Here is an 18,368-nt window from a genome sequence, read left to right as displayed (position 1 = left end):
GTCCCACCTCAGCCGGGTAACCGAGCGGCATCCCGGTGGCTCGGCCGAAAGAACGAGGGCGACCGGGTACGGGTGTCGTACCGTCACGTCCTGTGCTGATCATCTTCCCGGGGCTCCGGGGACCGCAGCGGGTGCTGGTGGGCCTGTTCGCCGTCGTGGCCGCGGTCCTCGTCGTCGTCGAAGGTCTGGACGGCCCCACGCTGCCCGCCACGCTCGGCATGGTCGTCAGCGGGCTGCTCGCGGTAGCCGTGGTGCTGCTCGCCGAGGCCCGCCCGCCCGCGGTCGCGGCGGCCGCGGCGGTGTCCGTCACGGTCTCCGCGGCCTGCGGGCTCGTGCCGTCGCTGCGGCCGGAGCACACGTTCGGCATCGTGGAGTTCGCCGCGCTGTCGGTGGCGGTGATCCGCCTGGTCATGCAGCATCCGGTGCGGCGGGCGGCGGCGCCGGCGGCCCTGGCGATGCTGGCGATCGGGATTCTTCCGGTACGGGTCTTCCTGCACCCGGTGAACGTGCGGACGATGTCGCAGGACGGTGCCCTGCTGGCGATCGTGCTGACCGCCTGGGTGCTGTTCGTCGCGCTGCTCGGCCTCTACCTGCGCCTGCTGGAGAGCCGCCGGGCCGACGCCGACCGGATGGCCCGGCAGGCGGAGCGCCTGGACCACGCCCGCGACCTGCACGACTACGTCGCCCATCACGTGACAGCGATCGTCGCGCAGACGCGGGCCATCAGGTTCGTCACGAGTTCGGGTGCCGCGCCCTCGCCCGAGGACCTGGACGCCCTGCTGGCCGATGTGGAGCGGGCCGGCGGTCAGGCACTCACGTCGATGCGCCGGCTCGTCGGCATCCTGCGTGACGAGACACCGGCGGCCGCGCCCGTCCACGACGACCTGGCCGAGATGCTCGCCGCGGTCACCAACACCCTGCCGCCCGGGTACCCCGCGCCGGTCATCTCCGTCGACGAGTCGCTGGCCCACCGGCCGCTGCCCGGCGCGACCCTCGACGCCGCACACCACACCGTCCTGGAGGCGCTGACGAACGTGCTGCGCCACACCACCGGGACGCCGCGGATCGACATCCGCGTCCGCATCCGTTCCGATCGGCCCGGCTTCGCGGAGGTGTCGGTGCGCAACGACGCGACGGCTGCCGTGTCGCCGGTGCCGGCCGGTGGCTTCGGTCTGACCGGGCTCAGCGAGCGGGTCCGGGCCGCGGGCGGAGAGCTGACGGCCGGACCGGCCGGGCCGGGCTGGCAGGTCACCGCGGTCCTGCCGATCACCGAACAGGCCCCGGGCGTGCGCCGGCTCGGATTCCGGGCAGCCGTGAAGGGATTCCGATGACCATCCGGCTTCTGCTGGCCGACGACCAGGACATGATTCGTACGGCCTTCCGCATGATCCTCGGCACGCAGCCGGACATGGAGGTGGTGGCCGAGGCGGCGGACGGTGAGACGGCCGTGGAGCAGGCCCGCCGGCTGCGCCCCGACGTGTGCCTGCTCGACATCCGGATGCCGAGGCTCGACGGCCTGGAGGCGACCCGGTTGCTGGCCGGCCCGGCCGTCCGGGACCCGCTCAACGTCCTCATCGTGACGACCTTCGACCTCGACGAGTACGTGTACCGCGCGCTGCGCAACGGCGCCTGCGGTTTCCTGCTCAAGGACACGTCACCGAACCTGCTGGTGGAGGCGGTACGCGCGGCCGCCGCCGGCACCACCCTCATCTCGCCGGCCGTGACCGTACGCCTGCTCGCTCATCTCGCACCGCGCCGCGACGCCGCCGCGGAGGTCCCGGAGGCGCCGCCCACCGAGCCGCTCACCGAACGCGAGCTCGCGGTGGTTCGGCTCGTCGCGCACGGGCACACCAACGACGAGATCGCCGGGCGGCTCTACGTGACACTGTCGACGGTCAAGACGCACCTGGCCAACGTGCAGCGCAAACTCGCCGCCCGCAACCGTGTCGAGATCGCCGCCTGGGCGTGGCGCAACGACGTCTGCTCCCCGGGCTGATCGACCGGGCTGGTCGAGCGGCACCGGGGAGCGTGCGTGCACTCAGGTCATCGCGCGGTGGCGGCGCGGACGATCAGGTCCGCCACCGGGCCCGGGTGCGAGACACCGACGGCGTGCGACGCCTTGCGGATCTCCACGGTCTTGCGCGAGCCGGCCCGGCCGGCCATCCAGCGCTGGGCCTCGACCGGGATGTTGCGGTCGGCGCCGGCGACCAGGAACCAGGACGGGATGCCGGCCCACGCCGGCTTCCCGGACGCCTCGCTGAGCGCCGCGTCCCGGATGGGCCGCTGCGTCACGGCCATCAGTGCCGCCTGCCGCGGGGACACGTCGGCGGCGAACTGCTGCCGGAACAGGTCCTGCCGGATGTAGAGGTCAGCGGTGCCGTCGCCGAGCCCCACCGGCGCGAGCGTCGCACCGAGAGTGCTGCCCGGGAACTTGTTCGACAGCGCGAGGGCGTTCTCCCCCCGGTCGGGAGCGAAGGCCGCGATGTAGACGAGCGCCTTGACGTCCGGGTCACCGGTGGCGGCGTTGGTCATCACCGCGCCACCGTACGAGTGACCGGCGAGCACGATCGGCCCCCGCACCGAGTCGAGGACGGTCCGGACGTGCTCGGCGTCGGACGCCAGCCCGCGCAACGGGTTGGCGGCGGCGACCACCGGGTAACCGCGCCGCTGGAGCCGCTCGATCACCCCGCTCCAGCTGGCCGCGTCGGCGAACGCGCCGTGGACCAGCACGATCGTCGGCTTGGCCGGAGCCGGCGTACCGGCTGTCGCGGCGGATGTGCCGGACACGGACGTGACGCCCGCCAGCACGACTGCGGCGGCGAGGGCCACCATCCTGGGGATGCGGATGCGCATCGGTTGCTCCAATCGAATGTCGGTGACAGAGGGCGGACCGGCAGGCGTCAGCCGACCGAGGCGGCCGCCTGGAGGATGACCTCGGCCACGGCGCCGGGCTGCGAGGCCGGGATCGCGTGCGAGGCGCCGGGCAGTTCCACAGTGGTACGAGCCCCGGCGCGCTCTGCCATGAAACGGTGCGCCGCGAGCGGGATGTTGAGGTCCAGCTCCGGGTAGACGAACCAGGACGGCACGGTCTTCCACGCCGGCTCGCCGGATCCCTCGTTCAGGGCCGTGGTGTTGAGCGGGCGCTGGGCGGCCGCGTCGACGGCGGCCTGCTCGGCCGGGACGTCGGCGGTGAACTGCTGGTGGAACAGCTCCTGCCGGATGTAGAGGTCGACAGTCCCGTCCGGCAGCGGCACCTCGGTCAGGGTCTCGCCGAGGGTGCCGCCGGGGAACTTGCCGGACAGCTCGCCGATGCTCTCGCCGGCCTCGGGCGCGAAGGCGGCGACGAACACGAGGGCCTTGACGTGGTCGTGGCCGACGGCGGCGTTGGACATGACCGCCCCGCCGTAGGAGTGCCCGGCGAGCACGACCGGCCCGTCGATGGTGGCGAGGACGCCGGCGACGACGGCGGCGTCACCGGCGAGGCTGCGCAGCGGGTTCGGCACGGCGACGACCCGGTGACCGTCGGCGTGCAGCCGCCGGATCACGCCGGTCCAGCTGGCGGACTCGGCGAACGCGCCGTGGACGAGGACGATGGTGGGTTTCATGACAGAGCCTTTCAGCGGGTCGACAGGACGGTGGACAGGAAGTCGGCGGCCTGGCGGATCGCGCCCTCGGCCGCCCGGGTCTCGCGCAACGCGTTGAGCATCACGAAGTCGTGGATGACGCCCTGGTAGCGCACCGCGGTGACGGGCACGCCGGCGGCGCGCAGCCGGTTGGCGTACGCCTCACCCTCGTCGCGCAGGACGTCGGCCTCGGCGACGATGACGAGCGCCGGCGGCAGCCCGGTCAGCTGCTCGGTGGTGGCGCGCAGCGGCGACGCGGTGATCTCGGCACGCCGGGCCGGGTCGGTGGTGTACTGGTCCCAGAACCACCGCATGGCGTCGCGGCGCAGGAAGTAGCCCTCGGCGAACTGCCGGTACGAGCCGGTGTCGAAGCCGGCGTCGGTGACCGGGTAGAACAGCACCTGCCCGGCGAGCGGTACGTCGCCCCGCTGCTTGGCGGTCAGGGTGAGGGCGATCGCCATGTTGCCGCCGACGGAGTCACCGGCCACGGCCATCCGGGACGGGCTTGTCCACGTGGTACTCCGATGTGGTGGTGGGAACGACGGTCAGGAATCGGCCGGCCTGCGGAGTCATCGCGGGGCTCGCCGGCGGGCCCGGGCGCCGGTCGCGTCGGGTCGTTGCCTGGCCTCGCCGAGCACTTCGGTGAACAGCGCGTCACGCAGCGCCACCTCGCGGGGGTCGTCCCACAGGTGGAAACCGGTTCGGTTCATGGCGTAGGCGAAACCCGTACCCGTGTCCGGGTCGGCGAAGGCGAAGGAGCCGCCCAGCCCCATCGTGCCGAACGCCGTGCCCGAGGCGGAGCCGAAGCGGAACGCGGGGAACGGCTTCACGTACCCCAGCGAGTATTGGGTCGGCAGCCGCAGGACCTGGTCGAACAGTCCTCGCGACGGCGGCTGCGCCGGACGCTTCAGCTCGTCGAGCGTCGCGGCGGTGAGCCCGAGCCCGGCCCCGCCGGTCGCGGCCTCGCCGTAGAGCCGCGCGATCGAGCGCGCCGACCCGATGCCGTTGACGGCGGGGATCTCGGCGGCCTGCACGTCCGGCCGGTTGATGTTGTCCGGGACGCCGATCACCCGCGGGTTTCCGAAGGTGCGGGCGCTCAGGCTGCGCGGGTTCGCGAACGCGAAGGCGAAGGCCGGCGGCATCGCGTTGACGTGCAGCATCATCTCCCAGGTCCGGAAACCGTGTATCCGGGCGATCCGGCGGCGATCGGTGCCGGCGGGCAGGCCGACGTGGAAGTCGAGAGCCAGCGGCGCCGCCACCTCGTCGGCGAAGAACCGCCCCAGGTGGCGGCCCTGCGGGTCGATCCGGCTGATGAGCTCGCTCTCGTACCAGCCGAGCGACGTGCCGTGATAGCCGTGCCGCTCACCCGGCGTCCAGGCCGGGCGCTGCTCGGCAAGCGCCGCCGCCAGTGCCGGCGACCCGGTCAGGTCCGCCAGCGTGAGAGGCTTGTCGATCACCGACAGGCCGGCCTGGTGCGAGAGCAGCTGACGTACTGTCACGTCCGCCTTGCCGGCGGCGGCGAACTCCGGCCAGTACGCCGCCACCCGCTCGTCGTAGTCGAGCAGGCCGCGGGAGTGCAGCAGCGCGACAGCCGTCGACGACACACCCTTGGTCGTCGAGAAGACCGGCACCATCGTGTCGCGTTCCCACGGCTCGCGCGTCGTGCCGTCGCGATAGCCGCCCCACAGGTCGACCACCTTCCGGCCGTCGCGGTAGACCGCACAGGCGGCGCCGATCTCCCGCTTCCGCGCGAAGTTCCGCCGGAACGCGTCGGCCACCGGGCCGTAGCCCTCGTCGACATCGCCGTGAACCATGGCGGCCGGCACGTGCACTTTCAGTACCACTCGGCTTCTCCCCATTTCCGCAAGACGCCGAACGGTGACATGCGCCGAGGTGGCCGGACCAGGGATCAGCAGTCCCTGGCGGAGACCCCCTAAGATCGGCTCGTGAGACGCGAGGACCTGGCCGACTTCCTACGGAACCGGCGCGCCGCGCTCGCACCGGCACGCCGCACGGCCCGCCGCACGCAGGGCCTGCGCCGCGAGGACGTCGCCGAGCGCGCCTACATCTCCATCGACTACTACACCCGGCTGGAACAGCGGCGCGGGCCGCGACCGTCACCCGAGGTGGCGTCGGCGCTCTCCCAGGCGCTGGAGCTGACCGTCGACGAACGTGACCACCTGTTCCACCTGATCGGGCACAATCCGCCGCAGCAGACGCCGCCCCTGGCCGACGTCGACCCGGGGCTGTGCCGGGTGCTGGACGCGCTCGACGGAAACCCGGCCCTGGTCATCTCGAACCTGGGTCACACGCTGCGGCAGAACTGCCTGGGCCGGGAACTGTTCGGCGACCAGACGCAGTACACCGGGCTGGCCCGCAGCGCCTACTTCCGCTGGTTCCTGGTGCCGCAGGAGCGCGGCATCTATCCCGCCGACATCCACGACGACCAGAGCGCGACCTTCGCCGCCAGCGTCCGGGCGGCGGCCGACCTCGAACCCGACCCCACCGAGGCCACCCAGCTGATCACGGCGTTGCGCGCGGGCAGCGCGGAGTTCCGCCGGCTCTGGGAGAACCACGACGTACGGCTCTGCCGTCAGGAGACCACGTCGCTGCTGCATCCCCGGGCGGGTCGGCTGGACTTCGACTGCGAGGTCGTCTTCAGTCACGATCGCCGGCAGCGGATGCTCATCTTCACGGCCCGCTGCGGTGCGGATCTGCGCCACCTGATCACCGCGGACGCCGGGGCCGGTCACCGGTCGTAAGCCGGCCCACCCCGTACTCGTCCGAGCAGCTCAGGTCCTGTCGTTGGCACGTCGGGAGCCCTTATCGAACTTTTATGCTGATCATGCGACGGTGTCCGGTCGGAGGTGGTGCTGAGGTGCGCGTACTCATCGCGGACGACGAGCGGATCCTGGCGGACACGATCGCCGACGGTCTGCGGGACTTCGCCATGGCCGTGGACGTCGTGTACGACGGTGACGCCGCCCTGGAACGGGTGGATGTCAACCGGTACGACGTGGCGGTCCTCGACCGGGACATGCCGGGCGCCACCGGCGACCAGGTGTGCCGGCATGTCGTCGACACCGGCCTCGACACCCGGGTGCTGCTGCTCACCGCGGCGGCCGGGATCCGGGACCGGGTCGAAGGGCTGGGCCTCGGTGCCGACGACTACCTGACCAAGCCGTTCGCCTTCGCCGAGCTGGTGGCGCGGGTGCAGGCGCTGGGCCGGCGGGCGAACCAGGCGCAGCGGCCGGTGCTGGAACGGGACGGCATCGTGCTCGACATCCCGCGGCACACCGTCTCGCGCGACGGGTTGCCGCTGCGGCTGTCACCCAAGGAGTTCGCGGTGCTGCGGGTGCTGCTGCGGGCGGACGGCGCCGTGGTGAGTGCGGAGGACCTGCTGGAACAGGCGTGGGACGAGCACGCCGACCCGTTCACCAACACGGTCCGGGTCACCGTGATGACGTTGCGGAAGAAGCTCGGCGAGCCGGCGGTCATCCACACCGTGCCCCGGGTGGGATACCGGCTCGGCCGATGACGCTGCGCTCCCCGCTCCGCCGGGCCACCCTGATCTGCCTGCTGCTGGTGGCCGGCACGTACCTGTCCCGGGACATCGCCGCGGGGCTGGGCGGGTGGTTGCAGAAGGGATTCGTCCGGATCTGCGTGACCGACGGGCGTACCGTCTCGCGCGCCCTCCTGTGCCGGGCCGGCGTCGAGCAGGACAACTCGTACCGGCTGGCGCTGGTCCTCGTCCTGGTCGCGATGCTGGTGGCAGCCCTGTTCGCGCTGCGCTGGGCGGTCCGGCCGATCCGGGAGCTGGCGACGCAGATCCGGGCTCTGGGTCCGCAGAACTTCGCGTACCGGCTGCGTGCCGGTTCCCGGCACGGCGAGATGGCCGCGCTGGCGGACGCGGTCAACGACATGATCAGCCGGGTGGCGGTGGGTTACGAGTCGCAGCGGCGCTTCGCGGCGGACGCCTCGCACGAGTTGCGTACCCCGCTCGCCGTGCAGCGCACCCTCATCGAGGTCGGGCTCGCCCGCGCACCCGGCCCGGAGAAGTTGCGGGTGCTCACCGAGCAACTTCTGGAGACCAACGAGCGCAATGTACGCCTGATCGAGGCGCTGCTCGTGCTCAGCGAAAGCGACCGCGGGCTGGCCTCCCGCAGCGAACTGGCCCTGGACGCCATCGTCGGCGCGGTCGTCGGCGAGCACCGCAACCGAGCCGCGCAGGCGGGCGTCACCATCACCGCCCACCTGACACCGCGCCCGGTGATCGGCGAACAGGTGCTGCTCGAACGGCTGGTGACGAACCTGCTGCAGAACGCGATCAAGTACAACCGGCCGGGCGGCACGATCACCGTCACCGTCGGGCACCACCCGGCGCTCGTCGTCGAGAACACCGGCGACGACGTGCCGGCCGAAACGGTCGCCGGGCTGTTCGAGCCGTTCCGCCGGCTCAACGGGGTTCGCATCGACCACAGCGGCGGCGTGGGGCTGGGCCTGACCATCGCCCGGTCGATCGTGCACGCGCACGACGGCACGATCAGCGGGCACTCGACCGGGCGCGACGGCCTCCGCATCGAGGTGGTCCTGCCGGCCGTGGGCGGGCCGGCGGGCGACCGGTAAAGGAAGCGTAAAGACGACGCTTACGCTGCCGTCATGCCCGTTCTCGGATAGTTCTCCGCATGCGACGAACGTTGATCTCCCTTGCCGCGACCGTCACCGGCCTGGCCCTGCTGACCGGCTGCGGCAGCAGTACCGACGGGACCACCGGCTCCGGCGCGGGAACGGAACCGGCCTCCGGTACGACCACGGCCGCGGCCACCGGCGAACTCTCCGACGAGGCGAGCAAGCGGCAGACCGCCGAAAAACTGATCGCCGACTGCATGAAGGAGAAGGGCTTCCAGTACGAGGTACCGCCGCCGTTCGAGATGAGTTCCCGGTCCGCCGAGTTCACCGGCACGGCGAGCCTGCTCAAGACCGACGACGAGCTCCGGCAGTACCGGCAGAAGTACGGCTTCGGCATCTACAGCGCCCAGGTGTTCCCGGACGACCCGATGGTCAAGCAGCCGGAGATGAAACCGGGCAACAACCCGAACAACAAGATCCGTGAGGCGCTCGACCCGGCCCGGCAGAAGGCCTGGGACGAAGCGCTGACGGCGGAACCCAAGGCGGGACGCACGACCCCGGGCTGCTCCGACGACGCCTACGCGAAGGTGTTCGGGTCGAGCGATCCGGACCCGCAGCAGCAGGCGAAGGCGAAGCGCGAGTACGAGAAGTACCGCACCGACCCCGCCGTAGTGCGGGCGGCCCAGAAATACGGTGACTGCCTGCGCGAGAAGGGCTACCAGGTCGCCTCGACCGAGCCCGGCCGGATCGACAACGGCGTCTTCGACCTGATCAACGCACCGATCATGGGCGGCAAGCAGGTCAGCGCCACCGAGGCGAAGACCGCACTGGCCGAGGAGATCAAGGCGTCCCTCGCCGACGTGGACTGCCGCGGCGAGTACGCGACCCTCGCCCGCACCGAGTACGCCGAGGTCGCCGTCCGCGGCGGCGGGGCCGGCTGACCGTGCGCCCTCGTCTCCCTCGCCGGGGCCCGGTCCGGGTCGTGGCCCTGAGCACCGCCGTCGCCGTGGCCGCGGGCGCGGCCGGCTGGTTCGCCGCCAGTCAGGTGAAGTCGCCGGCGGACGCGGCCGCCGACCGGCGCCCGCCCGCCGCGTCACTGATCACGGTGCCGGTGGAGAAACGCAACCTCACCTCGGCGGTGACCACCCAGGGGTCGGTCACCTACGGCAAGGCGCAGCCGATCACGCTGACCGGCACGGTGGCCGGCGGCGCCGGTGAGGCCGGCCCGCAGCTGGTCACCAAGACCGCCACGGCCGGCCGGACCCTGCGCGAGGGAGACGTCCTGCTGGAGATCAATGGGCGGCCGGTCTTCGTACTCAAAGGCAAGGTCCCGATGTACCGGACCCTGCTCCGCGGCAGCCAGGGCGACGACGTGCGCCAGTTACGGGCCGCCATGCGGCGGCTGATGCCGGGTCGCGGGCTCACCGCCTCCGGGACGCTCAACGACAGCGCCCTGAACGCGGTGAGCGCCTTCTACGCCAGGAAGGGGTACGAGGCCGCGAAGCCGGCCGCCGATCAGCGGGCCCAGCTCCGCCTGCTGGAACGGGCCGTCACGGACGCGACCGAGGCCGGCGGCCGGCCGCTCGCCGACGCGAAGGCCGACCTCGCCGAGTTCCGCCGCACCTACGGTGTCAGCATCCCCAGCGGCGAGATCCTTTTCCTGCCCGAGCTGCCGATCCGGCTGACCACGGTGACCGCGAAGGCCGGCACCGCGCCGGCCGGACCGGTCGGCACCGTCGCCGACCCGGCCCTGGTCGTGAACGCGACCGTGTCGGCCGAGGACGCGGAGCTGCTCAAGACCGGCATGACCGCCACCCTGGAGGGCCCGGCCGGCCAGACCTGGGGCGCCACCCTGACCGGCATGGGGGCCGAGTACGCCGTCAGCACCGCCGCCGACGCGGAGCAGGATGAAAGTCCCGCGGCGCCCGGCATCCCGATCCAGCTGAAGCCGACGGACCGGGCGAAGGCGGCCGCGCTCAACGGGCAGACGATCACCGTGCGGATCCGGGTCGGCGACACCGGCGGGGAGGTTCTCAGCGTGCCGGTGTCGGCGGTCTTCACCGCCTCCGACGGGCAGGCCCGGGTCACCGTGCAGGCGGCCGGCGACCGGACGCGCGATGTGCCGGTCGAGCTGGGACTCACTGCTGCCGGCAACGTCCAGGTCACCCCGGAGGTCGGTGCCGTGCTGACGGCCGGTGATCGCGTGGTGGTGAGCGGCTCATGACGTACGTCCTCGAACTGACCGGCGTCAGCCGCACCTTCCCCACCGACCCGCCGGTGACCGCGCTTGTCGACATCGATCTGCGCGTAGGCCGCGGTGACTACCTCGGCATCATCGGGCCGTCCGGCTCCGGCAAGTCGACCCTGCTCAACGTGCTCGGTCTGCTCGACGTGCCGAGCGCCGACCGGTACCGGTTCGAAGGCGTGGAGACCACCGAGCTGGGTGACCGGCGGCGCACCGAGCTGCGCGGCTCCCGGATCGGGTTCGTCTTCCAGTCCTTCCACCTGCTGATGTACCGGACCGTCGTGGAGAACGTGATGCTCGGCGGCCTCTACACCGGCGTCCCGGCCGCGGTGCGCCGGGAACGGGCGGTGGCCGCGCTGGCTCGCGTCGGCATGGGTCACCGGCACGAGTTCCTGCCCGGCCGGCTCTCCGGCGGCGAGCGGCAACGGGTCGCGATCGCCCGCGCGCTGGTCGGCGACCCGGCACTGCTGCTCTGCGACGAGCCCACCGGCAACCTCGACAGCAGCAACACCGCCGCGGTGCTCGACCTCTTCGACGAGCTGCGCGCCGGCGGCGCCACCCTCCTGGTGATCACCCACGACCTCGCGGTCGCGGGGCGGGCCGACCGGCAGGTACGCATCACCGACGGCCGCCTCAGCGAGGTGGTGACCCGATGAGCCGGCTGTCCGTCAAGGACCTGGTCGCCGAGGCGGTCAGCGGAGTGGGCGCCCGGCCGGCCCGGACCGTGCTCACCGTCGTCGGCATCGTGATGGGCATCGGCACGCTCGTCACCACCCTCGGCGTCTCCGCCACGGCGGGCAACCAGATCGCCGGGCGCTTCGACGCGGCCACCGCGACCGAGGTGACGGTGCACGTGCCGCGCGCCGGCGATCCGGACGCGCCACCGGTGGTGCGCTGGTCCGCGACCGACGACGTGGCCCGGCTGAACGGGGTCACCGCGGTCGCTGCCTACTCCCGGACCGAGGAGGGCAAGGATCTACCGGTACGCGCCAACGCGGTCAAGGACCCGACCCGCATCCTGGACCGGCTGCTGCCCGTCGTCGGCGCCACACCCACCCTGCTCGACACGGCCCGCGCCGACGTCGCCGCCGGCCGGTTCTTCGACACCGGCCACGTGCGGCGCCACGACCGGGTCGCGATCCTCGGCGCCGAGGCCGCTAACCAGCTCGGCCTCACCCGGATCGACAACCAGCCCGCCGTCCTGGTCGACGGCCGGCCCTTCACGGTGATCGGCGTCCTGGGGGCGGTCCGCCGCGCCGACCAGCAGACGCTGGGCACCGCCGTCATCCTGCCGTGGACGACCGCCGACGACGACCTGCGGCTCGGCCCGATCACCACGGTATCGATCACCACCGCGCTCGGCGGCGCCCCGCTCATCGCCGCGCAGGCCCCGATCGCCCTGGCGCCCAACGATCCGGCCGCGCTGCAGGTCGACGCCCCGCCGGATCCGGCGTCCCTGCGGACCGGGGTGGCCCAGGACGTCAGCGGCCTGCTGCTGATCCTCGGCCTGGTGTCGCTGGTCGTGGGCGCGCTGGGCATCGCCAACGTCACCCTGGTCACCGTCATGGAACGCACCGCCGAGATCGGGTTGCGGCGCGCGCTCGGTGCCCGCCGCCGGCACATCGCCGCCCAGTTCCTGCTCGAATCCACCGTGATCGGCCTGCTCGGCGGCATCGTCGGCGCCAGCACCGGTGTGCTGGCCGTCGTCGCCATCAGCGTCACCCGGCAGTGGACACCGGTGGTCGACGGGACCCTGGCTGCCGCATCCCCGCTGGTCGGCGCGGTGGTGGGGCTGCTGGCGGGGGCCTATCCGGCGATGCGGGCGGCGCGGATGCAGCCGGTCGACGCCCTCCGCGGGCCGGCCTGAGTCGTCGCCGGCTCCCGGCCGTCACCCAGGGCACCGCTGACTGCCGGCTGTCACCCCGGGCGCCGCTCGCTGCCGGCTGTCACTCGCGGGCGGCCAGCAGTGTCACCGGCCGCTCCCGGGTTGCCGCTCGCGAGGCCAGGACGCTCGTCGCCGCGGTGATCAGAAAACCGCACCCGACGACCGCGCCGGCAAGCGTCCACGGTAGATCGAGCGTCGGGCGGCCGGAGACGGCTCCGGTGGTGATCAGGGCGGCCAGCAGGGTGCCGGCGGCGGCCGTCCCGCCGAGAAGCAGCCCGAAGCCGGTGACCAGCGCGGACTCCGTGACGGCGGTGCGGACGACCTGGGCGCGGGTGAGCCCGGCGGTGCGGGCGGCGGCGAACTCCCGGCGCCGGGCACCGACGGTGATCACCACCGAGTTGACGACGCCGATCAGGGCGTACAACGCGCCGAGACCCATGACCGCGACGAGCACGGCGTTGCTGGACGAGGTCCGCGCCGCTCCGTCCTGCCGCAACCACTGTTCCACGCCGACGAGCGTCGCGCTGCCGGGGACGGCGTCGGCGACGTCGTCGTGGCCGGCACCCGGCGCGAGGGTGACGAACGAGCGCCAGGGCGCGTCGGCGAGCTGACCGGCCGTGAGCAGCCCGGCCGGAAGGAGCACCGACGCCCCGCCGCCGATCCGCTGGGGCACCGCCGCCACGACGGGCAACCGGCCCAGGTCGGTGTCGCCGACCCGGATGCCGACGGTGTCACCGGGCGAGAACCCGTCGGCACCCGGGCCGGCCGCCACGACGGCGCCGCGCAGGCCGGTCAGGTCACCGGCGTCCGGGTGGACGCGGGTGTACGCGCCGGCGTCGACCACCAGCCCGCTGGTGATCCTGGTGTAGGCCATGTCCCCGCTGCCGGTGGTCAGAGCGACGGGCACCTGCGTCTCGGTGGCGGCCACACCGGTCGCCGGTGGCAGCGTCAGAGGTGTACCGGTCCCCTCGACCACCAGGTCGGCCCGGGTGTCGTGCCGCTGCTCCGCCCGGCCGGCCGCGGTGAACGTGGACGCCGCACCGGCCTGCCCGAGCAGCAGGCCGGTCAGGACGACGAGGGGAGCGGCGACCGAGGCGGCGCGGCGCGCGTCGTCGCGGACGTTCGCCACGGCGAGCAGTCCGAGCGGCCCGGTCGCGCCGGCCGGCAGGAGCCGCGCGAGACCACCGGCGAGGGCGGGTCCGAGCAGGCTCAGCGAGATCACGGCACAGACCGAGACGCTTGTCGCCATCGCCTGGCCGCCGACGGCGCCGCCGACCGGCGACAGTCCGATGAGGACAAGTGCACCGGCTGCGGCGATCAGACCGAGCGACAGGCGTACGGGCGTCATCCCGCTCGTGACCTCGTCGGCCTCGCGCAGCGCGTCCAGCGGACGGATCCGCGCCGCACGCCGGGCGGCGATCAGGACGCCGGCCAGGGCGAGCACGATGCCGGTGCCGACGGAGACCGGCACGACCCAGCCCTGCCACCGGCCGGTGAAGCCGTCCGGTGCCAGACCGAGGCGGTGCAGCAGCGCGGCCTGCGCCGCCATGGCCGCGATGCCGGTGGGGACACCGGCGACCGTACCGGCGACGCCGAGCAGCAGGGCCTCGCCGAGCAGCAGGCGTCGCAGATGCCGGCGGCTGCCGCCGACGATGCGCAGCAGCGCGAGTTCCCGGCGTCGCTGCTCGACCGCGAAGGCGAACGTGGAGGCGATGATGAAGACGGCGAGCAGCCCGGCGAGCCCGAGGGTGACGGCCAGCACCGCGACCAGGGCCTCGTTGCTCTCGGCGAACCGCATCCGGGCGATCGGCGAGGCACCGGCCGGCGGGTCCAGGGTGGCAGCCGTCACGAGCAGCAGCAGAGATGACTGGACCAGCGCGACGCCGGCGCAGACGGTCAGCACGGCACCGAGGAACAGCGACCGGCGATCGCGAAGACCGGCCCAGCTCAGTCGCATCATGTCAGCGCTCCAGCGCCACGAGGCGGTCGGTGACCTCGCGGACGCCGGGGGTGACGAGCCGGTCCACGATGCGCCCGTCGCGCAGGAACACCACGGCGTCCGCGCGGGCGGCGGCGACCGGATCATGCGTCACCATCACGATCGTCTGTCCACCTTCCACGGTGCTGCGGAGCAGGTCGAGGACGCCTCGGGCCGAACCGGTGTCCAGTGCGCCGGTGGGTTCGTCGGCGAAGAGGACCTCCGGACGGGTGACCATGGCGCGGGCGACGGAGACCCGCTGCTGCTGACCGCCGGAGAGCTGGCGCGGTTTGCTGCGGGCCCGGTCCGACAGACCCACCGCGGCGAGGGCGTCCGTGATCTCGGTGCGCCGCGGCCGGCGGCCCTGCAGGCGTAGCGGCAGCGCCACGTTCTGCGCCGCGGTCAGCGAGCCGATCAGGTTGAAACTCTGGAAGACGAAGCCGATCCGGGTACGGCGCAGCACTGCCAGTTCGTCGTCGTCGAGGGTGGTGAGGTCGGTGTCACCGAGCATGACCCGGCCGGCGTCGACCCGCTCCAGGCCGGCGGCGCAGTGCAGGAGCGTGGACTTGCCCGAGCCGGACGGTCCCATCACGGCGGTCCAGGTGCCGGGCGGGAAGTCGATGTCGATGCCGTCGGCCGCACGCACCATGGTCGGGCCGTTTCCGTAGGTACGGCTCAGGCCCCGCACCGATATTGCCGGCGCCAGCGTCGACGGGAGGGTGTTGATCATGACTCCACGTTATTTCCGCTGCTCAGTGACGCCCATGAGGCCACCACCCGAGATCATGGTGGGGTTCTCCCTACCGCCGGCCAGACGCAGGAGGGTCTCCAGGACCGTCCCGGGGGAGTTCGTGCGGGCCATCTCGCCGGCGACGGCCGCGGACGCGGCGGCGTACGACGGGTCCGCCAGCACCGTCCCCACGGCCGCACCGACGTCACCGGGGTCGGTGACCACGAGTCCCACGCCCGCGGCGGCCGCCCGGCCGGCGTTGACCGGCTTGTCCAGGCCCAGCGGAAGCAGGACCGTCGGCAGGCCCGCACTCAGGGTGGCGAGCAGCGTTCCGGCACCCGCGGCGCCCACGACCAGGTCACTCGCGGCGAGGAGTTGTTCCATGGGCACGAAGCCGGTCACGCGTACGCGATCATTGTCATGGGTCTGCTCGCCGGTCCCACCGGCGGCGACCAGGATGTTGACGTCGAACTCGGCCAGCGAGGAAATGATCGAGCCGAGAATCGTGGCGTCCTCCACCACCGTCCCGAGGGTCACCAGAACCACCGGCCGGTCCTCCCGGCCGGCGAACCGGGGCCGGGACCACGCCTGACCCGGCACGCTGTGCGGCTGCGGCCGGATCGGGATCCGGGTGACCGGGTACCGGTCGGTGGGCCGCAGCAGACTCGCCGGCCACGGATCGACGTAGGCGACAGGCGCGCCGCGGGTCACCGACCGTTGCCCGAACCTCGCGGTGACGGCCCGCTCGAAAGCGACGGCCAGCGGCTCGGCGAGCGGCAGGGTCGAGCCGTGCACGGCGAACGGGACACCGCGGGCTGCGGCGGCGAGCTGGCCGACGAAATCGACCATGTCCGCGACGACGAGATCGGGGCGGAAATCCTCGGCCGCGGCGAGCGCTTCGTCGGCGCCGAGGGTGAGCCGGGACTCGACGAAGAATTCCACCGCGCCCTGTGCCATGTCATCGAGGGCGTCCAGCCGGGTCCGGCGGCTGACGTCCTCGAGGGTCTCGGCCATGCTGGGCCCGGCCGGAAGCAGATCCAGATCCGGAGCGGCACCACTCATGGACGGGTGGGTGAGCAGGGCCACCCGGTGGCCGGCCCGGCGGGCGGCCGCGGCGAGCGGAAGCATCGGGATCAGGTGACCGAAGGCGGGAACGCTGGAGAACAAAATGCGCATGATTCTCTCCGGAAGATGGGTTCAGACGGTCAGGACGGTCTTGCCGACGACGGAACGGGCCTCCATCGCGGCATGGGCCTCGGCGGCCCGCTCCAGCGGCAGCCACTGACCGATGACCGGCCGCAACCCGCCGGACGCGGCCAGGGCGAGGGCCTCGGTGGTGCGGCGGATCTGTTCGTCGGGCGGTCCGAAGACGCCGCGCTGCACGCGGATCCCGCGGCGCGCGGCGACCTCGTCGGAGATGTCCGGCCAGCCGGCCGCCGCGCTGAACCCGAAACTGATCATCCGGCCGCCGTCGGCGAGCAGGTCGAAGGCGGTGGTGGCGATGTCACCGCCGACGCCGTCGAGCACGACGTCGACACCGCCGACACCGCCGACACCGTCGCCACTCCCGACACCGCCGGCCGCCGCGCGCACCTCGTCGGCCCAGCCGACCTCGCGGTAGTCGACAGCGGCGTGCGCACCGAGGTCGCGTGCCACGCCGGCCTTGTAGGCCCCGCCGGCGGCCGCCACGACCCGCGCGCCCGCCGCCACGGCCAGCTGCACGAGCAGCGAACCGACGCCGCCGGCCGCCGCCTCGACAAGCACCCGGTCGCCGGGCCGGACATCCGCCGCCGCCATGATCATCAGAGCGGTACGCCCGTCGGCCAGCAACGCGACCGCCTCGTCCGTCGCCACGCCGTCCGGCACGCCGATCAGCGAGCCGGTGCCGACAGCCACCCGCTCCGCGTAGCCGCCGGACCCGCCGGTGCCGGCAACCACCCGCCTGCCGACCCAGTGCCGGTCCGCGTCATCCCCGACGGCCAGCACGGTTCCGCCGACCCCGTTGCCCGGGATCATCGGCGGCGCCGGGAACGGCCCGAAGCCGCTCGCCCGGAACGACGTCTCGATCCACGTGATCCCGGCGAACTCCACGCCGATCAGTGCCTGCCCGGACGCGACCGTCGGCTCGGCGGTGTCCTCCACGTGCAGAACCGCTGGTGAACCGAACTCTCGCAACCACACCGCTCGCATCGCAGCACCTCTTCTTCCGCTTCCGTCATACTCAGCTCTGCTCAATAGAGCTAACTCTGATGAAACGTAGCAGCTATGATCAGCGCATGGCATCCGGACGTGGCGGGTCCGCTCCACGCGGCAGAAGAGCGGAGTACGCGCGGCTGACGCGCCAGGCGATCCTGGACAGCGCTCGTGACCTGTTCGTCCGCAACGGATACTTCGAGACGCGGGTCGAGGAGATCGCGGCGGCGGCCCGGGTCGCGCCGGCAACCGTCTACGCGGTCGGTGGCGGCAAGCACGGCCTGCTGCGCACCCTCATCACGGCCGGCACCACCGCCGAGGACATCACCGGAACCATCGCCCGCATCCAGGCCATCACCGACCCGCGGGAACTGCTCGGCTTCCTCATCCACGCGACCCGGACCACGTTCGACCAGTGGTCGGGGCTGATGCGGCAGGTCGTCGCGGCCGCCCCGCGCGAGCCGGGTGTGCGGGAAAGCCTCGCCATCGCACACGACAGCATGCGCGGCGGCTTCCGGCTCGTGGCCGACCGACTGGCCGCGATGGGCGCCCTCCGTCCGGGCGTGGACGCCGCCCGGGCCACCGACATCCTGTGGCTGCACCTCTGCAATGCCGCCTACTTCATCCGCACCGACGACCTCGGCTGGACCCTTGACCAGTCCGAGACGTGGCTCACCGAGGCGCTGACGTGGGCGCTCCTCGAGACCCCGAATCCCTCCGCGGCCGCAGATCCCCTGGCCGCCAGGGTTTCCTCCACCGCCGCGGACCCCTTTACCGCTGTGGCTACCTTTACCGTCGCGGGTTCGCGCATCGATCAGAAGGAGTCCGAAGAATGACGACTGCCATCATTGCCGCCGGTGCCGTCGGCCTGCTGCTGCTCATCGCCGCCGCGCTGCTCCGGCGCCGCGCACGCGCCACCGCCCCGAGCCACCACCCGGACTCCGAGGAACTGCGCGCCGAGATCGCCGGCGAGATCGCCCGGAGTGGAGATGTCGCCGCCATCAAGCTCTACCGTCAGCGGACCGGTGCGAGCCTGATCGACGCCAAGGCCGCAGTGGACCGCCTCGGCTCGACCTCCTGAACCC

Annotated in this window: 19 protein-coding genes; 11 read left to right on the top strand and 8 right to left on the bottom strand. The window is 72.7% G+C overall.

Features of this window, described 5'->3' with window-relative positions; genetic code table 11:
- The first annotated feature begins 92 nt into the window (after nt 1–92).
- Complete coding sequence (locus LPA41_RS00835) at nt 93–1,331, top strand: histidine kinase (protein WP_229067534.1); 1,239 nt, start codon at nt 93–95, stop codon at nt 1,329–1,331.
- The gene (locus LPA41_RS00830) at nt 1,328–1,996 is read left to right on the top strand and encodes a response regulator transcription factor (RefSeq protein WP_229067532.1); all 669 of its coding nucleotides are present in this window, start codon (nt 1,328–1,330) and stop codon (nt 1,994–1,996) included. The genes LPA41_RS00835 and LPA41_RS00830 overlap by 4 nt, the downstream gene beginning before the upstream one ends.
- Nucleotides 1,997–2,043: 47 nt before the next feature.
- Here the strand turns inward: LPA41_RS00830 and LPA41_RS00825 are convergent, their stop codons facing one another.
- The 4 genes from LPA41_RS00825 to LPA41_RS00810 form a co-directional block, all read right to left on the bottom strand.
- A complete protein-coding gene (locus tag LPA41_RS00825) occupies nt 2,044–2,853 on the bottom strand; it encodes an alpha/beta fold hydrolase (protein ID WP_229067530.1) in 810 nt (269 codons plus the stop codon).
- Between the two features lie 47 nt (nt 2,854–2,900).
- A complete protein-coding gene (locus LPA41_RS00820) occupies nt 2,901–3,605 on the bottom strand; it encodes an alpha/beta fold hydrolase (RefSeq protein WP_229067528.1) in 705 nt (234 codons plus the stop codon).
- Between the two features lie 11 nt (nt 3,606–3,616).
- Nucleotides 3,617–4,117, bottom strand: a complete 501-nt coding sequence (locus LPA41_RS00815; RefSeq protein WP_374238085.1) for an alpha/beta hydrolase — start codon at nt 4,115–4,117, stop codon at nt 3,617–3,619.
- Between the two features lie 75 nt (nt 4,118–4,192).
- On the bottom strand, nt 4,193–5,467 hold the full coding sequence (locus LPA41_RS00810) for a serine hydrolase domain-containing protein (RefSeq protein ID WP_229067526.1): 1,275 nt from the start codon (nt 5,465–5,467) through the stop codon (nt 4,193–4,195).
- Nucleotides 5,468–5,569: 102 nt separating this feature from the next.
- On the opposite strand from LPA41_RS00810, the gene LPA41_RS00805 reads away from it, so the two are divergent.
- The 7 genes from LPA41_RS00805 (at nt 5,570) to LPA41_RS00775 (ending at nt 12,364) form a co-directional block, all read left to right on the top strand.
- Complete coding sequence (locus LPA41_RS00805; protein ID WP_229067524.1) at nt 5,570–6,385, top strand: helix-turn-helix transcriptional regulator; 816 nt, start codon at nt 5,570–5,572, stop codon at nt 6,383–6,385.
- 116 nt (nt 6,386–6,501) lie between these two features.
- Nucleotides 6,502–7,161: a response regulator transcription factor gene (locus LPA41_RS00800; RefSeq protein ID WP_229067522.1), complete on the top strand. Its 660-nt coding sequence runs from the start codon at nt 6,502–6,504 to the stop codon at nt 7,159–7,161.
- Nucleotides 7,158–8,249 carry a HAMP domain-containing sensor histidine kinase gene (locus LPA41_RS00795; RefSeq protein WP_229067521.1) on the top strand — a complete coding sequence of 364 codons (1,092 nt, stop codon included), beginning with the start codon at nt 7,158–7,160 and terminating at the stop codon, nt 8,247–8,249. The genes LPA41_RS00800 and LPA41_RS00795 overlap by 4 nt, the downstream gene beginning before the upstream one ends.
- A gap of 59 nt (nt 8,250–8,308) precedes the next feature.
- Nucleotides 8,309–9,193, top strand: coding sequence for a hypothetical protein (locus tag LPA41_RS00790; RefSeq protein WP_229067519.1), 885 nt, complete (start codon nt 8,309–8,311; stop codon nt 9,191–9,193).
- 41 nt (nt 9,194–9,234) lie between these two features.
- Nucleotides 9,235–10,476, top strand: a complete 1,242-nt coding sequence (locus tag LPA41_RS00785; protein WP_229067513.1) for a hypothetical protein — start codon at nt 9,235–9,237, stop codon at nt 10,474–10,476.
- Nucleotides 10,473–11,153, top strand: a complete 681-nt coding sequence (locus tag LPA41_RS00780; RefSeq protein ID WP_229067511.1) for an ABC transporter ATP-binding protein — start codon at nt 10,473–10,475, stop codon at nt 11,151–11,153. The genes LPA41_RS00785 and LPA41_RS00780 overlap by 4 nt, the downstream gene beginning before the upstream one ends.
- Nucleotides 11,150–12,364, top strand: a complete 1,215-nt coding sequence (locus LPA41_RS00775; protein WP_229067509.1) for an ABC transporter permease — start codon at nt 11,150–11,152, stop codon at nt 12,362–12,364. Before LPA41_RS00780 ends, LPA41_RS00775 begins: the two co-directional genes overlap by 4 nt.
- A 79-nt stretch (nt 12,365–12,443) precedes the next feature.
- On the opposite strand, the gene LPA41_RS00770 is transcribed toward LPA41_RS00775, so the two are convergent.
- Genes LPA41_RS00770 through LPA41_RS00755 form a run of 4 tightly spaced genes read right to left on the bottom strand, consistent with a single transcriptional unit; the run spans nt 12,444 to nt 17,280 of the window.
- Entirely contained in the window at nt 12,444–14,342 is a 1,899-nt protein-coding gene (locus LPA41_RS00770; RefSeq protein WP_229067507.1) for an FtsX-like permease family protein, read from the bottom strand.
- Between the two features lies 1 nt (nt 14,343).
- A complete protein-coding gene (locus tag LPA41_RS00765) occupies nt 14,344–15,090 on the bottom strand; it encodes an ABC transporter ATP-binding protein (protein WP_229067505.1) in 747 nt (248 codons plus the stop codon).
- A gap of 9 nt (nt 15,091–15,099) precedes the next feature.
- Nucleotides 15,100–16,266 (bottom strand): glycosyltransferase, encoded by a 1,167-nt coding sequence (locus LPA41_RS00760; RefSeq protein ID WP_229067504.1) that lies wholly within the window; start codon nt 16,264–16,266, stop codon nt 15,100–15,102.
- 21 nt (nt 16,267–16,287) lie between these two features.
- On the bottom strand, nt 16,288–17,280 hold the full coding sequence (locus LPA41_RS00755; protein ID WP_229067502.1) for a zinc-binding dehydrogenase: 993 nt from the start codon (nt 17,278–17,280) through the stop codon (nt 16,288–16,290).
- 86 nt (nt 17,281–17,366) lie between these two features.
- On the opposite strand from LPA41_RS00755, the gene LPA41_RS00750 reads away from it, so the two are divergent.
- Together LPA41_RS00750 and LPA41_RS00745 are read left to right on the top strand one after the other, a co-directional pair.
- A complete protein-coding gene (locus LPA41_RS00750; protein ID WP_229067498.1) occupies nt 17,367–18,119 on the top strand; it encodes a TetR/AcrR family transcriptional regulator in 753 nt (250 codons plus the stop codon).
- Nucleotides 18,116–18,364 (top strand): hypothetical protein, encoded by a 249-nt coding sequence (locus LPA41_RS00745; protein ID WP_229067497.1) that lies wholly within the window; start codon nt 18,116–18,118, stop codon nt 18,362–18,364. Before LPA41_RS00750 ends, LPA41_RS00745 begins: the two co-directional genes overlap by 4 nt.
- The last annotated feature ends 4 nt before the right edge of the window (nt 18,365–18,368 follow it).

This window comes from Actinoplanes sp. DH11, assembly GCF_020873875.1.
Taxonomy (GTDB): domain Bacteria; phylum Actinomycetota; class Actinomycetes; order Mycobacteriales; family Micromonosporaceae; genus Actinoplanes.
The sequence above is the reverse complement of the archived record's forward strand: the minus strand, read 5'-3'. Positions and strand labels throughout refer to the sequence as shown.

Bases quoted from the DNA above. Each gene is read 5' to 3' on its own strand.
- LPA41_RS00830 (WP_229067532.1), top strand. From the start codon at position 1,328: ATGACCATCCGGCTTCTGCTGGCCGACGACCAGGACATGATTCGTACG.
- LPA41_RS00825 (WP_229067530.1), bottom strand. From the start codon at position 2,853: ATGCGCATCCGCATCCCCAGGATGGTGGCCCTCGCCGCCGCAGTCGTG.
- LPA41_RS00820 (WP_229067528.1), bottom strand. From the start codon at position 3,605: ATGAAACCCACCATCGTCCTCGTCCACGGCGCGTTCGCCGAGTCCGCC.
- LPA41_RS00815 (WP_374238085.1), bottom strand. From the start codon at position 4,117: ATGGCCGTGGCCGGTGACTCCGTCGGCGGCAACATGGCGATCGCCCTC.
- LPA41_RS00795 (WP_229067521.1), top strand. From the start codon at position 7,158: ATGACGCTGCGCTCCCCGCTCCGCCGGGCCACCCTGATCTGCCTGCTG.
- LPA41_RS00790 (WP_229067519.1), top strand. From the start codon at position 8,309: ATGCGACGAACGTTGATCTCCCTTGCCGCGACCGTCACCGGCCTGGCC.
- LPA41_RS00780 (WP_229067511.1), top strand. From the start codon at position 10,473: ATGACGTACGTCCTCGAACTGACCGGCGTCAGCCGCACCTTCCCCACC.
- LPA41_RS00775 (WP_229067509.1), top strand. From the start codon at position 11,150: ATGAGCCGGCTGTCCGTCAAGGACCTGGTCGCCGAGGCGGTCAGCGGA.
- LPA41_RS00770 (WP_229067507.1), bottom strand. From the start codon at position 14,342: ATGATGCGACTGAGCTGGGCCGGTCTTCGCGATCGCCGGTCGCTGTTC.
- LPA41_RS00765 (WP_229067505.1), bottom strand. From the start codon at position 15,090: ATGATCAACACCCTCCCGTCGACGCTGGCGCCGGCAATATCGGTGCGG.
- LPA41_RS00760 (WP_229067504.1), bottom strand. From the start codon at position 16,266: ATGCGCATTTTGTTCTCCAGCGTTCCCGCCTTCGGTCACCTGATCCCG.
- LPA41_RS00755 (WP_229067502.1), bottom strand. From the start codon at position 17,280: ATGCGAGCGGTGTGGTTGCGAGAGTTCGGTTCACCAGCGGTTCTGCAC.
- LPA41_RS00750 (WP_229067498.1), top strand. From the start codon at position 17,367: ATGGCATCCGGACGTGGCGGGTCCGCTCCACGCGGCAGAAGAGCGGAG.
- LPA41_RS00745 (WP_229067497.1), top strand. From the start codon at position 18,116: ATGACGACTGCCATCATTGCCGCCGGTGCCGTCGGCCTGCTGCTGCTC.